The sequence below is a fragment of the Azospirillum sp. A26 genome, assembly GCF_042604635.1.
In the GTDB taxonomy this organism is placed as follows: domain Bacteria; phylum Pseudomonadota; class Alphaproteobacteria; order Azospirillales; family Azospirillaceae; genus Azospirillum; species Azospirillum palustre.
In genome coordinates this window covers 129578-145894 of sequence record NZ_CP170476.1, presented here as the reverse complement: position 1 = coordinate 145894, position 16317 = coordinate 129578, and the positions used below count along the sequence as shown (strand labels likewise).

At 68.5% G+C, this 16317-nt stretch carries 12 protein-coding genes; 4 read left to right on the top strand and 8 right to left on the bottom strand.

The window, feature by feature from the left end; translation table 11 throughout:
* Positions 1-32 precede the first annotated feature (32 nt).
* The 4 genes from ABNQ39_RS31565 to ABNQ39_RS31550 form a co-directional block, all read right to left on the bottom strand.
* Positions 33-2111: a putative bifunctional diguanylate cyclase/phosphodiesterase gene (locus ABNQ39_RS31565; protein WP_376965993.1), complete on the bottom strand. Its 2079-nt coding sequence runs from the start codon at positions 2109-2111 to the stop codon at positions 33-35.
* Positions 2112-2451: 340 nt separating this feature from the next.
* Positions 2452-3087 (bottom strand): LysE family translocator, encoded by a 636-nt coding sequence (locus ABNQ39_RS31560; RefSeq protein ID WP_376965991.1) that lies wholly within the window; start codon positions 3085-3087, stop codon positions 2452-2454.
* A 136-nt stretch (positions 3088-3223) separates the two neighbouring features.
* A complete protein-coding gene (locus ABNQ39_RS31555) occupies positions 3224-4183 on the bottom strand; it encodes a hypothetical protein (RefSeq protein WP_376965989.1) in 960 nt (319 codons plus the stop codon).
* A gap of 86 nt (positions 4184-4269) precedes the next feature.
* The gene (locus ABNQ39_RS31550) at positions 4270-6360 is read right to left on the bottom strand and encodes a hypothetical protein (RefSeq protein WP_376965987.1); all 2091 of its coding nucleotides are present in this window, start codon (positions 6358-6360) and stop codon (positions 4270-4272) included.
* 286 nt (positions 6361-6646) lie between these two features.
* On the opposite strand from ABNQ39_RS31550, the gene ABNQ39_RS31545 reads away from it, so the two are divergent.
* Positions 6647-7435 carry a DUF1194 domain-containing protein gene (locus ABNQ39_RS31545; protein WP_376965985.1) on the top strand — a complete coding sequence of 263 codons (789 nt, stop codon included), beginning with the start codon at positions 6647-6649 and terminating at the stop codon, positions 7433-7435.
* Positions 7436-7465: 30 nt separating this feature from the next.
* Here ABNQ39_RS31545 and ABNQ39_RS31540 read toward each other — a convergent pair whose 3' ends face one another.
* On the bottom strand, positions 7466-7654 hold the full coding sequence (locus tag ABNQ39_RS31540) for a hypothetical protein (RefSeq protein ID WP_376965983.1): 189 nt from the start codon (positions 7652-7654) through the stop codon (positions 7466-7468).
* A gap of 267 nt (positions 7655-7921) precedes the next feature.
* On the opposite strand from ABNQ39_RS31540, the gene ABNQ39_RS31535 reads away from it, so the two are divergent.
* From ABNQ39_RS31535 to eat, 3 genes are all read left to right on the top strand, one after another.
* Complete coding sequence (locus tag ABNQ39_RS31535; protein ID WP_376965981.1) at positions 7922-9313, top strand: ethanolamine ammonia-lyase subunit EutB; 1392 nt, start codon at positions 7922-7924, stop codon at positions 9311-9313.
* Positions 9313-10077: an ethanolamine ammonia-lyase subunit EutC gene (gene eutC / locus ABNQ39_RS31530; RefSeq protein WP_376965979.1), complete on the top strand. Its 765-nt coding sequence runs from the start codon at positions 9313-9315 to the stop codon at positions 10075-10077. Before ABNQ39_RS31535 ends, eutC begins: the two co-directional genes overlap by 1 nt.
* Positions 10078-10165: 88 nt before the next feature.
* The gene (gene eat, locus ABNQ39_RS31525; RefSeq protein ID WP_428846420.1) at positions 10166-11554 is read left to right on the top strand and encodes an ethanolamine permease; all 1389 of its coding nucleotides are present in this window, start codon (positions 10166-10168) and stop codon (positions 11552-11554) included.
* 61 nt (positions 11555-11615) lie between these two features.
* On the opposite strand, the gene ABNQ39_RS31520 is transcribed toward eat, so the two are convergent.
* The 3 genes from ABNQ39_RS31520 to ABNQ39_RS31510 all read right to left on the bottom strand — a co-directional run bounded on the left by ABNQ39_RS31520 (position 11616) and on the right by ABNQ39_RS31510 (position 16183).
* Positions 11616-12842 (bottom strand): polyhydroxyalkanoate depolymerase, encoded by a 1227-nt coding sequence (locus ABNQ39_RS31520; protein WP_376965975.1) that lies wholly within the window; start codon positions 12840-12842, stop codon positions 11616-11618.
* A 252-nt stretch (positions 12843-13094) separates the two neighbouring features.
* Positions 13095-13904, bottom strand: a complete 810-nt coding sequence (locus ABNQ39_RS31515) for an endonuclease/exonuclease/phosphatase family protein (protein ID WP_376965973.1) — start codon at positions 13902-13904, stop codon at positions 13095-13097.
* Positions 13901-16183: a VTT domain-containing protein gene (locus ABNQ39_RS31510; RefSeq protein WP_376965971.1), complete on the bottom strand. Its 2283-nt coding sequence runs from the start codon at positions 16181-16183 to the stop codon at positions 13901-13903. Before ABNQ39_RS31510 ends, ABNQ39_RS31515 begins: the two co-directional genes overlap by 4 nt.
* Positions 16184-16317: the final 134 nt, after the last annotated feature.

Genomic DNA, 16317 nt, shown 5'->3' with positions numbered 1-16317 from the left:
ACCTCCGCCGCGCATTGACCGAAACTCCGGCCTCACGCCGTCAACGGCAGCGGCTCGGTCCGGGCGAAGGCGGTCATCACCATCGCCTCGGCCGCCTCTGCCGCCAGCGGGCGCGAGATCAGATAGCCTTGCAGGCAGTCGCAGCCGGCTTCCGCCAGCCAATGGCGCTGCTCGGCGGTCTCCACCCCCTCCGCCACGGTGGACAGCAGAAGACGCTGGGCGAGCGCGATGACGGTGGAAGCGATGTCGGGAGCATGCGGCAGGTCGTTGACGAAGCTGCGGTCGATCTTCAGCACATCGACCGGCAACTGGCGCAGATAGGCCAGCGAGGAATAGCCGGTGCCGAAATCGTCGATGGCGATGCGCACCCCGAGATCCCGCAGCCGGTTCAGCGTCGGCAGATGGTGGCGCACGTCCTTCATGATGACGGTCTCGGTGATCTCCAGCTCCAGCAGGTTGGGCGGCGTGCCGTGGCGCTGCAACACCTGCTCGACCAGCCGGGCGAAGCCGGGATCGGCGAGCTGGCGGGCGGAAACGTTGACCGCCACCGGCACCGGGCCGTGGTCGAGCGCCCAGCGGGTCGCGGTGCGGCAGGCCTCCTCCAGCACCCAGCGGCCGATCTCGATGATCAGGCCGGTGTCCTCGGCGACCGGGATAAAGTCGGCGGGCGAGACCGCCGCTCCTTCGTGCCGCCAACGGATCAGCGCCTCGAAGCCGGTCAGCCGGCCGCCCGCCGCCTCGATCTTCGGCTGATAGACCAGCTCGAAGGCGCGCGACGCCACCGCCTCGCGCAGGCCGGATTCCAGCCGCAGCCGGGTCTCCGCCCGGTCGGTCATCTCGCGGGTGTAGAAGACGAAGCGGTCGCCGCCCGCCGCCTTCGCCGCCTGCATCGCCGAATCGGCCATCCGCATCAGGCCGGTGGCGTCCGGCGCGCCTCCATTCCCCGCGTCCTGATGGGCGGCGATGCCGATGCTGGCGGTGAGATGGACGCGGTGTTCCCCCACCTCGCGCAGGGAGGACAGGCCGTCGAGCAGCCGTTGCGCGACCATCGCCGCCTCGTCCCGGTCGGCGACGCGCTCCAGCACCACCAGGAACTCGTCGCCGCCCAGCCGGCCGACGGTGTCGCAGCGGCGCACGCTGGCGCCGAGCCGCTCCGCCACCCGGCAGAGCAGCAGGTCGCCGATGCCATGCCCCAGGCTGTCGTTCACCCGCTTGAAGCGGTCGAGGTCGACATACAGCACCGCCAGCCGGCCGGCATCCGGTTCGCGCGCGCGGTTCGCCAGCTCGATGGCGTGGTCCAGCCGGTCGAGCAGCAGAGCCCGGTTTGCCAGCCCGGTCAGCGGGCAGCGCGTCGCCAGCCGCCGCAACTCGTCATGCTCATGCTCCAGCAGGGTCAGGGTGTGGTTGAAGCGGGCGATGACGAAGCCAAGCTCGTCGTCGGCATGGCCGCGCGGCACGGCCAGCGGCTGGCCATAGGGCTTCTCCGGGTCGATCCGCGCCACCGCCCGGCCGATCTGCAACAGAGGTCGGGTCAGCAACCGGTGGAACACCGCCGCCATCGCCAGCCCGATCAGCAGGTTGCGCAGGGTTCCCGCCACCAGCGCCGCGGAAACATAGGTGAGGAAGCCGGAGGCCGCCCGTCCGGTGTCGATGCCGACGATCAGCTGTCCGATCCGCGAGCCGTCGGCGGCCCGTGGCCCGCTCGCCAATCCGTTCGTCGGGGTCATCAACTCGTGCGTCACCACCGGCCGGTCGACGAACAGCAGGGCGGTCGCCCCGCGTTCCAGCAGGCTGGCCGGTTTGGTCGGACGTTCGCGGCGCGCCAGCAGGGTGCCGTCGCCGAGACGGATTTCCGCCCAGGCGGCGTTGGCGCGGACCATGCCCTGCAACACCTGCCCGGCCAGCTCCGCGTCGATCAGCCAGGCGGCGCTGGCGGCCGGCCCCTCGACCAGCGCGACCACGTCCCTGACCTGGGCCAGCGCCGTCGCCCGCTCGCGCGTGGCGGTCCAGGCGAACTCGGCCGCGGTGATGGTCAGGCCGATGACGAAGGCGGCGAGGACCGCGTGAATCGCCTGCTTCAGCGTCAGGCTGCGCAGGACTGGGATCGCCATCGCACCGTTCCTAAGGCCGGGTGTTTCGCACCGCCGTCCCTGCCTGGGGGTAAACCTTTCGGCGTGAGTGGCGAACCGCAGCATTAGTGGTGCGGGCGATGACCGGGACGCGGCGGATCTGTGAAATTTTTGTAACCGGGGCCGTGCTCTATTGCTGACAATGCATATTGCTGCATAGGGCTATTCCCTTGACGCATGGCTACCATTCAGCATTGGTAATACCAGTTCGTGTGCGCCGCAGCATATTCTGCCCTTGCCCATTCTCGGGGCGTTTCCTCCCTAAACTATAGGGCCGCGCGATTGCGCGGCCCTTTTCTTTTTCCGGACTGGTTGGTGCAGGTCAGACCCGGCGGGCGAGCGCCAGCAGGCCGCCGGCGCCGATCATCAGGCCGCCGGTCAGGCGGTTCAGCGATCTGGCTGCCGACACCGTGGTCAGCTTCGCCGCCAGACGGTCGCCGCCGGTGGCATAGGCCATGATCCAGCCGAACTCGATCACCACCATGGTGGCGACCAGCGCCACCAACTGCGGCGCCAGCGGGGCGGCGGCATCGATGAATTGCGGGAACAGCGCGCCCATGAAGACCAGCGCCTTCGGGTTGCTGAAGGCGACCAGTGTGCCGCGCAGGAACAGGCGGACGGGGGTGCCCTCTCCCGAAGCGGCGGCTGCGGCATCGCGCTCGCCCGGCTGTTCGACCGGCGCCCGCCATGCGGCGATCCCCAGCCAGGTCAGATAGGCGACACCGGCCCAGCGCACGATCTCGAAGGCGAGGACGGAGGTGGAGAGCAGGGCGCCCAGCCCGAAGGCCGACAGCGCCGCCATCACCGCCAGCGCCGCGCACATGCCGGCCCCGCCCCAGGCGGCACGGCGTGCGCCGAAGCGCAGGCCGAGGCTCATTGCCAGCAGCATGTTCGGGCCCGGCGTCATGGAGATCACGAAGGCGGTGGCGAAGAAGAAGGCGAGCGTCTGCCACGTCATGGTCGTCGGGCCTTGATGAAGGAGATGTGCGACATTCGGAAGCACCACAGCATCATGTGTTCCATTCCGCCGCAAGCGGCCCTGCTGAAACACTGCCATGCTCGCACGGTGCGGGACACGCGATGGCACCGGACTTTCAGGCTCGCCCGCGCCACTCCAAGCTGTCCAGCGCCTCCGCCACCGACAGCGATCCGATCATCGCCGAATTGTCACCCACTCCGTAGCTCACGAACAGACGGTCATGGACTCGTGTCATGCCCGCGCAGAACTCTACCCCTTGATGCTGGAAGATGAAGGGTGCGGACAGGGCGCATATGTGGAGATCGTCGTCGAACATCACGAAGCGATGGCTGTAGTGTAGCCGGTCGTCAACCAGAACCTTGTGGTGGACGATGCAGAGCATGGAGCCATCGACGTCGCATCCTTGTGACGAGCCGGCCCAATTGCTCAATTCTGCCGGCCCATCCTCGACTTTCCATGAATGCATCGTGTTGCTGCCGAAGTCGATCGTGACTGCGATGACCGGGTTGCAGGAGTAGATCAGATGCAGGATCTTGCCTTTGACCAGCGGCATCCAGTTCTTTTCGCGCGGCTTGTTCAACGGCGAAGTCAGAGTCAAGACTCCCGATATCGTGCCGTCGTCCCTCAACCTGATCAGGCCCATCAGGTTGTCGCCGCTGGAGCTGTCGTAGATCGTTGCGATGGCGAAAAGCGCTCCGTCGATCAGCAGCAGTCGACAATCTTCGATTCCCTCACGCCATGCAGGATTGCCGCAACCCTCTGGCAGGACGATCGGTATCGGTGCGCGCAGCCATTCCAGCTTTTCCGAAAGGCTGCCGATATAATTCACCGTTCGGGGCTCGGGCCCTGGCAAGAACAGATCCAAGGGAGCCGAAAGCATTTCCGTTGAATACCATTGGGGACCCAGATGGTAATTCGCCGTGCGGATAACGGTAAGAATTTCTGTCCCATTCCAGCAGATGCTTGGGTTGAAGGTCGGCCAGCCCGTCTTCGGCCTGATCGACACGGCACTCGAGGTCCAACTCGGCGCGATTTCCACAATTTTCCTTAACGCTAGACCGGTTGTGGAAAGCATGAGAGCGAATTCCTAGCCGCGAGCATGGCAACTTTTGCACAGAGAACAGGGAGTGAAGACCCATTTTCAACAATAAACGGTCTAATCTACTCAGACAGATGCCGGACCTGCCAAGCACGGAAGGCAAGGTTCGCGGAATCCTGATCGGGCCGCTTGTATGAGGCGAAGCGGCGGTCGCGGATGCGGGCACGCGCCTCCTTCCACACGGCATTCCAGTCGATGGCGCCGTCGGCCAGCAGCCGTTCCTCCATGATGCCCAGCAGGGCCTCGTTGACCGTCGACACGCCGATGTTCTGGGTCGCCAGAACCAGCGCGTCGGGGGCGCGTTCCAGGGTCGAGCGCAGGCGCGTGTGTCCGCCGCAGGAGCCCCAGAAGACCAGCGCCGTGCCCGGCGCGATCTCCGTCATGGTGGCGTCCTCGTGATAGCTGTGGCCGCGATGGATGACGATGGACGGGGTCAGCCCCTCGCGCGCCATCCAGTCCCAGGCGGCGGCGCGGCCGGCATCGCCGGCACCGGGGATGTCGGCGACGATGATGATGCGGCGCCCGTGGCGCTCCGGACTGATGGCGACGGCGAAGCCGGACTGGGCGTGCAGTGCCCAGCCCTGCGCGCGGTGCTGGCGCAGGAAGCCGCGGAAGGATGCCCGGCCGTCGGGATCGTCGTAGAAGGTCATCCGCTGCACGTTGATGCCGTTGCGGAACAGGCGCTCTCCGCTCAGCACCGGCAGGGCGGCCAGCGGATGGTTCTGGGGGAAGCGTTCCGCCTCGAAGGCGGGGGTGGCCGCGCGGCCGGACAGCCGCGCCGCGTGCAGGCTGCCCGCAAGACCGATCATGCTCCGGGCCGGCGTATCGCTGGTCCCGCTCCGGATGGAAGCGTCCTGAAGGCCGGCCTTTGCCGGCGGTTCGCCGGCGGCGCGGTAGCGGGCGGCCAACTCGTCCTCGAGCGCGGCGCGGATGGGAGGGCTGTCGAGATCCATGGCGTCGGCCAGGGCACCGATCACGACCGCGGTGTCGATCGCCGGCGGCTTGCCGTCGACCGGCAGCAGAGCCCGCAGGCTCTCGCGCATCAGCTCGCGCGCGATGGCCGGGTTGGTGCCGAACAGGCTCGCCGCCCGTCCGCCGCCGACCGTCGCGACGAAGAACTCCGCCCACAATGGCCGCGTGCGCTCCTCGCGCGCGAGGGCGAGGAAACTGCGCTTCTCCAGCTTCACCTGGATCCGCAGGATGTTGACCAGCCCGTCGAGCGAGGAGGTGTAGAGCTGCGGCCCGATCCGCGCGATCAGCCCGAGCAGATCCTCCGACGACATCGCCATCGTGATGCGGAAGCGGTCGGCCGGCGGGTCGTCGACCATGTCGTCGAGCAGCGCGCCGATCTTCGGCGCCATCCCCGCCGGATCGCGCGCCAGCGAGGCCGCCAATGCCTTTGCCGCCTGGATTTCCAGCGCCCGGAGATCCGTCTTCGGCAGGCGTTTGCGCAGCTCGTGCCGCGTCTCGTAGAAGGGCATGCCCCCCTCCAGCGAGCGGGTCAGCAGCCCGAGGTCGAGCGCGCGGGCGATGATCTCCTCCCCGCCGGGACGGCTGCTCAACTGGTCGGCGGCCCCGACCGCATCGAAGGGCGCCAGTGGAACGGCGTCGCGCAGGGCGGCCAGCGCCGCGTCGCCGGGGAACAGGCTGGAGCAGCGGAACGCCTCGGCCGGCGACCGGCGGGCCAGTTCTGCGAAGGCGGCATCCCCGCCGAACAGGGCGTCGAGCACCGGCTGGCTCGCAGGCTCATGGTCGGCGCAGGCGGTCTGCCCGTCCGCCGGCCGGCTGTCGGCGGCCCGGCTGCTCATGATCCGCTCGTCGGCGGCCCTGGCTTCGGCCATCCTGGCGGCCTTGGCCGCTTTCGCGGCGGCGGCCCTCGCCTCCGCGGTCTGCGGATCGGCGTTCAGCGCATTGGACGGTGTGGCGGGCGGCTTGGCGGCGGCGGGCTGGGTCCGGCCCTGCGGTCTGGGCCGCTCGGGCGCCATCAGTTCCGCCGCATGGATGGGCCTGGGCGGCAACTCCGTCACCGGCTGCGCCATGCCCAAAGCCGGAAATCCGGTGGCGAGGACGGTGCAGACGGACAGCAGCAGCCGGCTGGTCCATCGCGACGGGGAAGCCGCAGTGGGAGCGTGGAGCGAACGACCAGGGAGCACGTCGATGGCTGCTTCGGAGATTGAACGGGGCGGGCGGCAAGCGGGATAGAGCCGGCCTGATGGCTTACCCCGTTAGGACTAGCGTATGCAGGCAATATCGGATTTGTCACCCGTTACCCGCACTCCGCCTGCATATTCTTGCCGTTCCAGCGGTGGAGTACCCCGCACTGGCTGTCCGCGGGCATGGGAATAGCCCAGTGAAGGATGGACAGGGACCGTTCGCACACCAATCCTCAATCCTTCGTCCGGCGTCCAGGCCGGACCGGTGGCTGGATGGAGGGTGCGTATGCGTGCATACCGTCTCTTGGCCCACTTCCTGACCCGCGCCTTCGCGCCTGCGGTCACCCGTCTTCCGATCCTCGCCCTTTTATGCCTGCCCGCATTCATTGTTCCGGCCGCGGCGCAGACGCCGGTGGACGTGGAACTGGTCTTCGCGGTCGACGTGTCCGGCAGCGTCGATCCGGACGAGGCGAAACTTCAGCGCAACGGCTATGTCCAGGCCCTGCTGAACCCGAAGGTGCAGGCGGCGATCCGCGGCGGACCCTTCGGCCGGATCAGCGCCACCTATGTGGAATGGGCGGGGGAAAGCCACCAGCACACCGTCGTCGGCTGGACCGAGTTGAGCGATCCGGCCAGCATCGAACGCTTCGCCGCCAGCGTGGCGGAGGCGCCGATGATGACGGAGCAGTGGACCTCGATCAGCGCGGTCATCGACTACGCCATCCCGCTGTTCGGCAACAACGGGTTCGAGGGGACGCGGCGGGTCATCGACATTTCGGGCGACGGCGAGAACAACCGCGGCCGTCCGGTGGAGGAGGCGCGCGACGCCGCGGTCGCCCGCGGCATCACCATCAACGGGCTGCCGATCCTGAACGACCGCCCCAACCCCTGGGGCGGGGCGGCGCCGAACGATCTGGAAGCCTATTACCGCGAGCATGTCATCGGCGGCCCTGGCGCCTTCCTGGTGCCCGCCCGCGACTTCGACGCCTTCGCCGACGCCATCCTCAGCAAACTGCTGCTGGAGGTGTCGGGCGTGCCGCCGACCGGGCGGGGAAAGGACTTCGCCGCCCGCTGACCGCCCGGCTGTCAGTTGACCGTGCGGTGATCAGTTGACCGTCCGGTCGATGGCGCGGCCGGCCTTTTCCGCCGGGCCCGGCGGGTCGATGGCGTCCTTGACGCTCTGGCCGGCGTTGTCGAGGGACTTGCCGGCCCGCTCGGCCGGGCCTTCCTGGTGGCAGGCGGCCACGGCGACCAGCGGCAGGACCAGGACGGCGGTGCGCAACAGCGTCAGCATCGAATTCTCCTTCACTCATGGCGCGCGGCGTCCGGTGACCGGCGGCGCGCTGCAGTGCGGAAGGAACGCCACGGCCGGGCTTCGGGTTCGCCGGCCTAGCCGATTTCTCCGCCGACGGCCACGCCTGGGCCGGAACGCCGCCGTTCAAGCTACTCCCCCTGATCGCGCCTTTCTCTCTCCGGCCGGCATTTTGTGTTCTACGGTCAACTGCCCGCCGCCGCACCCGTGCCACTCTTCCGTCCGTGACGAGACAGGCGGGAGGCCGGCATGGCTGGTTACCAGTGCGACCTGGGGCGGCAGCGCCACCGGTTCGACGATCTGAAGGCGGTGATGGCCTGCGCCTCGCCGCGGCGGTCGGGCGACGAGCTGGCGGGCATCGCCGCCGACAGCGATGAACGGCGGGTGGCGGCGCGCATGGTGCTGGCCGACCTGCCGCTGAAGATCTTCCTGAACGAGGTGCTGGTCCCGTACGAGACCGACGAGGTGACGCGCCTGATCATCGACCGCCACGACGCCGACGCCTTCCGTCCGGTGTCGCACATGACGGTCGGGCAGTTCCGCGACTGGCTGCTGTCCTATCAGGCCGATACCGCCGCCCTGGCCGCGCTGGCCCCCGGCCTGACGCCGGAGATGGTGGCGGCGGTGTCGAAGCTGATGCGCAACCACGATCTGGTCTGCGTCGCCGCCAAATGCTCGGTCGTCACCCGTTTCCGCACCACGGTCGGGTTGCCGGGCCGGCTGTCGAGCCGCTTGCAGCCCAACCACCCGACCGACGATCCGACCGGCATCGCCGCCTCGACGCTCGACGGGCTGCTCTACGGCATCGGCGACGCGGTGATCGGCATCAACCCGGCGACCGACAATGTCCCGGCCTGCATCGCTCTCTTGGAGATGCTGGACGCCGTGCGCACCCGCTTCGACATCCCGGTGCAGTCCTGCGTGCTCGCCCACGTCACCACGACGATGCAGGCGATGGAGCGCGGGGCGCCGGTCGATCTGGTCTTCCAGTCCATCGCCGGCACCGAGAAGGCCAACCGCGGCTTCGGCGTCACCCTGTCCCTGCTGGCCGAGGCGCAGGAGGCGGCGAAATCGCTCAAGCGCGGCACCATCGGCGACAACGTCATGTATTTCGAGACGGGGCAGGGATCGGCGCTGTCGGCCGACGCCCATTTCGGTGTCGACCAGCAGACGGTGGAGACCCGCGCCTATGCCGTCGCCCGCGCCTTCGACCCGCTGCTGGTCAACACGGTGGTCGGCTTCATCGGCCCCGAATATCTCTACGACGCCAAGCAGATCACCCGTGCCGGGCTGGAAGACCATTTCTGCGCCAAGCTGCTCGGCGTGCCGATGGGCTGCGACGTCTGCTACACCAACCACGCCGAGGCCGACCAGGACGACATGGACGTCCTGATGACGATGCTGGCGACCGCGGGCGTCAATTTCGTCATCGCGGTGCCCGGCGCCGACGACATCATGCTGAATTACCAGAGCCTGTCCTACCACGACGTGCTCGGCCTGCGGCATCTGCTGAAACGCCCGCCGGCCCCGGAGTTCGAGGCGTGGCTGGAGAAGGCGGGCTGGCTCGACGAGCAGCGCCGCCTGCCGCCCTGGCCCGACCAGAGCCTCGTCGTCTCCGCCCTGCTGGGGAGTGCGGCCTGATGAGCGACGCCAACAAAGATCCGTGGGCACGCTTCCGCAGCGCCACCCGCGCCCGCATCGCGCTCGGCCGCAGCGGCGACGCCCTGCCGACCAAGGCTCTGCTGGAGTTTCAGCTGGCCCATGCCCGCGCCCGCGACGCCGTCCATAGCGCGGTCGATTTCGACCGGCTGGCCGCCGACCTGTCGCCGCTGGAGACGGTCCGCGTCCACAGCGCCGCCCCCGACCGCCCGACCTATCTGCGCCGCCCCGATCTGGGGCGCCGGCTCGATCCGGCGAGCGCCGTCGCCTTGCCGGCGGGGGAGTGGGACTTGGTCTTCGTGATCGCCGACGGGCTGTCGGCCGCCGCGGTGCAGGTCAACGCCGCCCCGCTGGTCCGGGCCTGCACGGCGCGGCTGGGACATCTGCGGATCGGGCCGGTGGTGCTGGCGGAGCAGGCGCGGGTCGCTCTCGGCGACGAGGTGGCGGCGGCGATGGGCGCCCGGCTGGTGGCGCTGCTGGTGGGCGAGCGGCCCGGCCTGTCGGCCGCGGAATCGCTGGGGGTCTATCTGACCTGGGAGCCCAGGCCCGGCCGCGCCGATTCCGAACGGAACTGCATTTCCAACATCCATGCCGACGGCCTGTCGATCCAGACGGCCGCCGACAAGCTGTGCTGGCTCGCCACCGAGGCGGCGCGGCTGAAACTGACGGGGGTCGCCCTGAAGGAGGACGCCCCGTCGCTCGCCGGTCCGGACAACGAGAAAAACCAACTGACCGACCGGTCGTGAGAGAGCGCCGCCAACGGCATCAACGCCACTGAATCCAAAGCCTTGAACAGGGGCAGGAGGCAACATGTCTGGGAACACGAAACCTGAATTGAGCAAAAGCCTGAGCGGGCTCCATCTGTGGGGCATCGCCGTCGGGCTGGTGATCTCCGGCGAATATTTCGGCTGGAGCTACGGCTGGGCGGCGGCGGGGACGCTGGGCTTCCTCGTCACCACGATCCTGATCGCGGCGATGTACACCACCTTCATCTTCAGCTTCACCGAGCTGACCACCGCCATTCCCCATGCCGGCGGTCCCTTCGCCTACAGCTACCGCGCCTTCGGGCCCAAGGGCGGCTTCGTCGCCGGCTTCGCCACGCTGATCGAGTTCGTCTTCGCCCCGCCGGCCATCGCGCTCGCCATCGGCGCCTATCTGAACGTGCAGTTTCCCGGACTGGACCCGAAGACCGCGGCGGTCGGTGCCTATATCCTGTTCATGGGGCTGAACATCGCCGGCGTGTCCATCGCCGCCACCTTCGAGCTGTTCGTCACCATCCTGGCGATCATCGAGCTGGTGGTGTTCATGGGCGTCGTCTATCCCGGCTTCTCCTGGGCCAACTTCACCGCCAACGGCTGGGCGGGGCAGGCCAGCTTCAGCAAGGATGCTCTCGGCGGCATCTTCGCCGCGATCCCCTTCGCCATCTGGTTCTTCCTGGCCATCGAGGGGGCGGCGATGGCGGCGGAGGAGACCAAGGACCCGAAGCGCACGGTGCCGCGCGCCTATATCGGCGGCATCCTGACGCTGGTGGTGCTGGCCTTCGGCACGATGATCTTCGCCGGCGGCGTCGGCGACTGGAACGCCCTGTCCAACATCAACGACCCGCTGCCGCAGGCGATGAAGGCGGTGGTCGGTGAATCGAGCGGCTGGCTGCACATGCTGGTGTGGATCGGCCTGTTCGGCCTGATCGCGTCGTTCCACGGCATCATCATGGGCTATTCGCGCCAGATCTTCGCACTGTCCCGCGCCGGCTTCCTGCCGCCGGTTCTGGCCCGCCTGCACCCGACGCGCAAGACCCCGCACTGGGCGATCCTGGCCGGCGGCGTGATCGGCATCGCCGCCATCTATTCCGACGAGCTGATCCAGATCGGCGGCCAGCCGCTGACCGCCAACATCGTCACCATGTCGGTCTTCGGCGCCATCGTCATGTACATCATGAGCATGGCCGCGCTGTTCCGGCTGCGCACCACCGAACCGGCGCTGGAGCGTCCCTTCCGCGCGCCCTTCTATCCGGTGTTCCCGGCGATCTCGCTGGTGCTGGCGGTGCTGGCCCTGGTGACGATGGTCTACTACAACACCCTGGTCTTCGGGCTGTTCGTGGCGCTGTTCGCTCTCGGCTACCTGTTCCACCTCGCCACCGCCGGCATGCGGGTGAAGGCCGGGGGAGCCGCGGGCCTGACCCACATGGATGCCTTCACCGAGGCGCGGAGCATGGTTGACTGAGTGCTTTTGGCTGGTTGACGTCAGAAAAGGGGCGCCGGTGTTCGGCGCCCCTTTTCTGTTTTCACTCGCCGTCGTGGCTTTGGATGAAGCTGCGGATTTCCGGCAGGATGGCTTCGCGCCAGCGGCGGCCGTTGAAGATGCCGTAATGGCCGACGCCCTTCTGGAAATGCGTCTTGCGCATGTCGTCCGGCAGCGACGAGCACAGGCGCTGCGCCGCGATGGTCTGGCCGGGGGCGGAGATGTCGTCCAGCTCGCCTTCGACCGTCATCACCGCGGTCTTGCGGATGGCCGAGGGCTCCACCTTGCGGCCGCGCGACACCATGGTGCCTTCGGGCAGGGCGTGCTTCTGGAACACCGTCTCGATGGTCTGCAGGTAGAAGTCCGCCGACAGGTCCATCACCGACAGATATTCGTCGTAGAAGCGGCGATGCTGCTCGGCCGAATCGCCGTCGCCGCGGACGAGATGGCGGAACAGACCGACATGCTCGTTGATGTGGCGGTCGAGATTCATCGACATGAAGCCCGACAGCTGGATGAAGCCCGGATAGACGCGGCGGAAGGCACCCGGATAATAGACCGGGACCGTGGTGATCACGCTGCGCTCGAACCATTTCAGCGGGCGTTCCATCGCCAGCTTGACCGGCACCGTCGGGTTGGCCATCGGGTCGATGGGGCCGCCCATCAGGGTCATGCTGCGCGCCTGCACCGGCTCGTCCGCCGCCGCCATCAGCGACACCGCCGCCATCACCGGAACCGCCGGCTGGCACACCGCGATGACGTGGGTGTTGGGGCCGAGGAAGCGGATCAGCTCCGCCACCGTGTCGATGTAGTCGTCCAGGTCGAAGCGCCCGGCCGACATCGGCACCAGCCGCGCGTCGATCCAGTCGGTGATGTAGACGTCATGGTCGCGCATCAGCGCTTCCACCGTGCCGCGCAGCAGCGTGGCGTGATGGCCCGACATCGGGGCGACCAGCAGCACCTTCGGCTGGTGCGGCGTGCCTGCCGGCTTGGCGAAGTTCAGCAGCTGGCAGAAGGGCGACTGCCAGACGACCCGCTCGGTGACCGGAACGGTCTGCCCGTCGACCACCGTCTCGGGCAGCCCGAAGGCGGGCTTGCCGAAGCGGCGGGTCGTCCGCTCCACCAGCTCGGCCCCGGCGGCAACCGCCCGGCCCAGCTTGGTGTAGGACAGGGGCATCAGTGGGTTCTGAAAGGTCTGCTGGGCGGCTTCGGCCCAGAAACGCATCGGCCGCATGGCAGCGTGTTGCATGTCGTACAGGTGATACAGCAAGTCGGATCCTCGCGTCACGGCTGCCCCCGATGGGCCAGGGTCGGTCATTCCTTCGATCAGATATTGATCGTATTACCAACCATATCCTTCGTCGGGGGTCGCGTATAGGTCAAGAGCCTTTTCGCATTTGCAAAGCTCTGTTGTTAAAAGAACATTGCGGTGCACAAAAAATTATCAACCGCAACAATCCCGCTATGACCTCAGTGCGTGACTCCGTTGGTCATACTGACGTTCTGGAGCGGCCCTCGACGATCAGGGGACGGCGAGCACGGCGCGGACCGGCAGATGGTCCGATGCCCGACGGGTGAGGACGGTGCGGATCACCTCGAAAGCGGGGATTTGCAAGCCGCCGGTCACATAGATGCGGTCGAGCCGCAAGGTCGGCATGCGGGCGTGGAAGCTGCGCGGGTTGGCGACGTCGGCGAAGGAGGACGCCAGCTGGCGCAGCCGGGGGGAACTGGGCGTCCATTCGTTGAGGTCGCCCATGAACAGGGTCGGCAGCTCCGGCTGGCTCTCCACCCGCGACACTATGTCGCCGACCTGCTTGGCCCGCTCCCAGGGGTCGAGGCCGAGATGGGCGACGATCACCCGCACGGGACGGCCCTGCACCTCCACCACCGCGTCGATGCCGCCGCGCGGCTCGCGCTTGCCGACCGACAGGTCCATCGTCTCCATCGACCGCACCGGCAGGCGGGTCAGCAGGCAGTTGCCGTAATGGGCGCGCTCGCTGTGCTTGGTCGGGCCGGCATAAACTTTCAGCCCGGTGTTGCGTTCCAGGAAGGCGAACTGGTCCATCCCCGATTCGCCGCGGTGGTGCCAGCCGACCTCCTGCAGGCCGATCAGGTCGACGTCGAGGTCGCGGATCACCTGGGCGATGCGGTCGGGGGCGAAGCGGGCATCCAGGCCGACGCAGCTGTGGATGTTCCAGGTGGCGACGCTGAGCGCCGCCATGCCGTCGGGAACGGGGAGGCTGCGGCGGTCGGCACGGCGGGGGCGGCGGGAGCGGGCTGCGCGCAACACGGCGGCGATGCGCTGGACACGGTCGCGGCTGAAACGGATCACGGTTCCAAATTCCTTTCCTTTGGCCTTTCGTCAGCCCTGTCGTCTTGCCGGCCCGGCGTGTCGCCGGCCCGATCCCGGCCGGAGCGGCCGAGAAGCCGGCTGGTCAGCCAGCCGAGCCCGATGGCCACCGCCGCCATTCCCGCCAGCAGCGCGAAGTCGGCGGCGCCGGGATTCTTTATGGTGCGCTCAAGCTGGTGCCCGAGCAGATTGAAGGCAAGGATGCCGGGTGCAAGACCGACCATGGTGCCGATCACGAAATCGCCGAAGCTCAGCTTCGAGGCGCCGGCGGCGAGATTGACAACGGTGTAGGGCGCAATCGGCACGGCGCGCACGCCGGCCACCGCGGCGATGCCGCTGTCGGCCAGTTTTCCGTTGATGCGGGCGATCAGCGGACCGCCATGGCGGTCCAGCAGGTCGCGCCCGGCGATCCGCCCGGTCCAGAACATCGCCGCCGCCGAGGCGACCGCCCCGGCCATCGCGGTGGGGAAGCCCCACCACGGTCCCATGACGATGGCGGTGGCGGCGATCATCACGGTCAGCGGGAACATGACGTAACCGCCGGCGATATAGGCCAGCATCAGCCACAGCGGCGCCAGCGGGCTGTCGCCCAGGCTGTGGAAGGCCGACATCACGGCGTCCAGCGTCGCCCATTCCCGCAGTGCCGTGTAGCGCCACATGCCCCACAGCCCCAGCAGAGCCAGGATGCCGGCCAGCGTCAGCCAGTGGCGGGTGCGCGGGATGCGCGACGGCAGCACGCGGCGGACGATCTCCACCGCGCCGACCGGATGTTCGGGATCGAAGACGCGGGCGTCGGCCACCGCGGCGGCCAGCCCGTCCGGCTCGGGGTCGTGCAGCGGTTCCAGCGTGCGGCCGACCGGCTTGCGCAGCTGGTCGATGGCCGCGGCGAGCGAGCCCAGCCGCCGGTGCGCCTCCGCCACCTCGGCCGCGGTGGAGCCCAGATGCTCGGCGATCAGGTCGTTGCGGGTGTGCAGGATCGCGCGGCGGGTGTCGGCATGCTCCGGCCCCGGCCCGGCCTCCAGCGCCAGGTCGCATTCGGTGTCGAGCCCCATGGAGCGGTTGTTCAGGTTGGCCGAGCCGATGCGCAGCAGCCGGTCGTCGACCACCATCACCTTGGCATGGACGGTGATGCAGGCGCCGCCGTCGGTCAGGGCGGCGAACAGGCGGAAGCGGCCATGGCGGTCGGCCTCGCGCAGCTCCTGGGTCAGCCGGGCGCGGGCGCCGAGCATGACGGTGTTCTCCAGCCAGCTGGTGGTGCGCACCGGGTTGACGACGATCACCTCCGGGCCGTCGGGCTCCGCCAGCCGGGCCTTCAGCGCCTCGGCCACCGCGGTGGAGGCGAAATACTGGCTTTCCAGATAGATGACGTCGCGCGCCGCGGCGATGGCCGCCAGATAGAGCGCCTCGACCTCGCGGACCTCGTCGCGCCCGTTGCAGGCGGGATCGGTGCGGGCGATGCCGACGCGGACGCCGCGCAGCATCGGCTCGAAGCCCGGCGGCCAGGGATCGGCGGCCAGCGGATGGCGGCGGGCCGGCCGGCCGGGGGCCGGCGCAGGGGGCTTCAGCGTCTCGCCGGTGGCGCGGGCCCAGCGGTCGCGGAACATCTCGCCCAGCGCGCGGGCGGCGTCGCCGTCCACCGCCATCATGACGTCGTGGAACGGCTCGTAGGGCTTGCCGTCGGGCTGGCGCCGCCGCGGGTCATGGGCATGGTGGGCGCGGGTGTCCCAGCGGTTGGCGGTGATGTCCAGCCCGCCGCAGAAGGCGACCCGGTCGTCGATCACCAGCATTTTCTGGTGATGGCAGGCGCCGGTCGGGTGGTCGCCGTCCAGCCGGTATTGCAGGCGCCGGTGGGTCAGCCAGTTGCGCAGCATGAAGGGGTGCGACCAGCGGGCGAGGTCGAACAGCTCGGCATAGTCCCACTTCAGCACATGGATGTGCAGGTCGGGCCGGGTGGTCGCCAGCCAGTTCAGCAGCGTGCCGAGCCGGTCGGGCCGGCGCGGCCGGCGGGTCTGCGGCATCAGGCGGATGCGGGCGTCGAAATCCCAGGCGGTCATGTAGATGCTGCGCCGGGCGCGCCGCATGGCGGCCTTGGCCAGCGCGAAGTAATCCTCCGCATCGACGATCACGCCGAGCCTTGCGGTGTCCTCCACCCGCCAGCAGGTCTGCCCCGGTTGCAGGATCGGCCGCAGCACACCGGCCGATCCGGCGATGTCGGGCGTCGATCCGGCTGACGGAAGCGGCTGGGGCGAGTGGGCGTACATGGCGTCCGATCGGGTGGGTGTCCTGGGTCATAACATGTGGGAAGACCAATCCTTCCCCACCCCTCGCCATTTGGTGAAAGCCGGTGGGAATTGCAGCCATCCAGGCCACGCTTGCGGTCGAAAAATCATGCTTG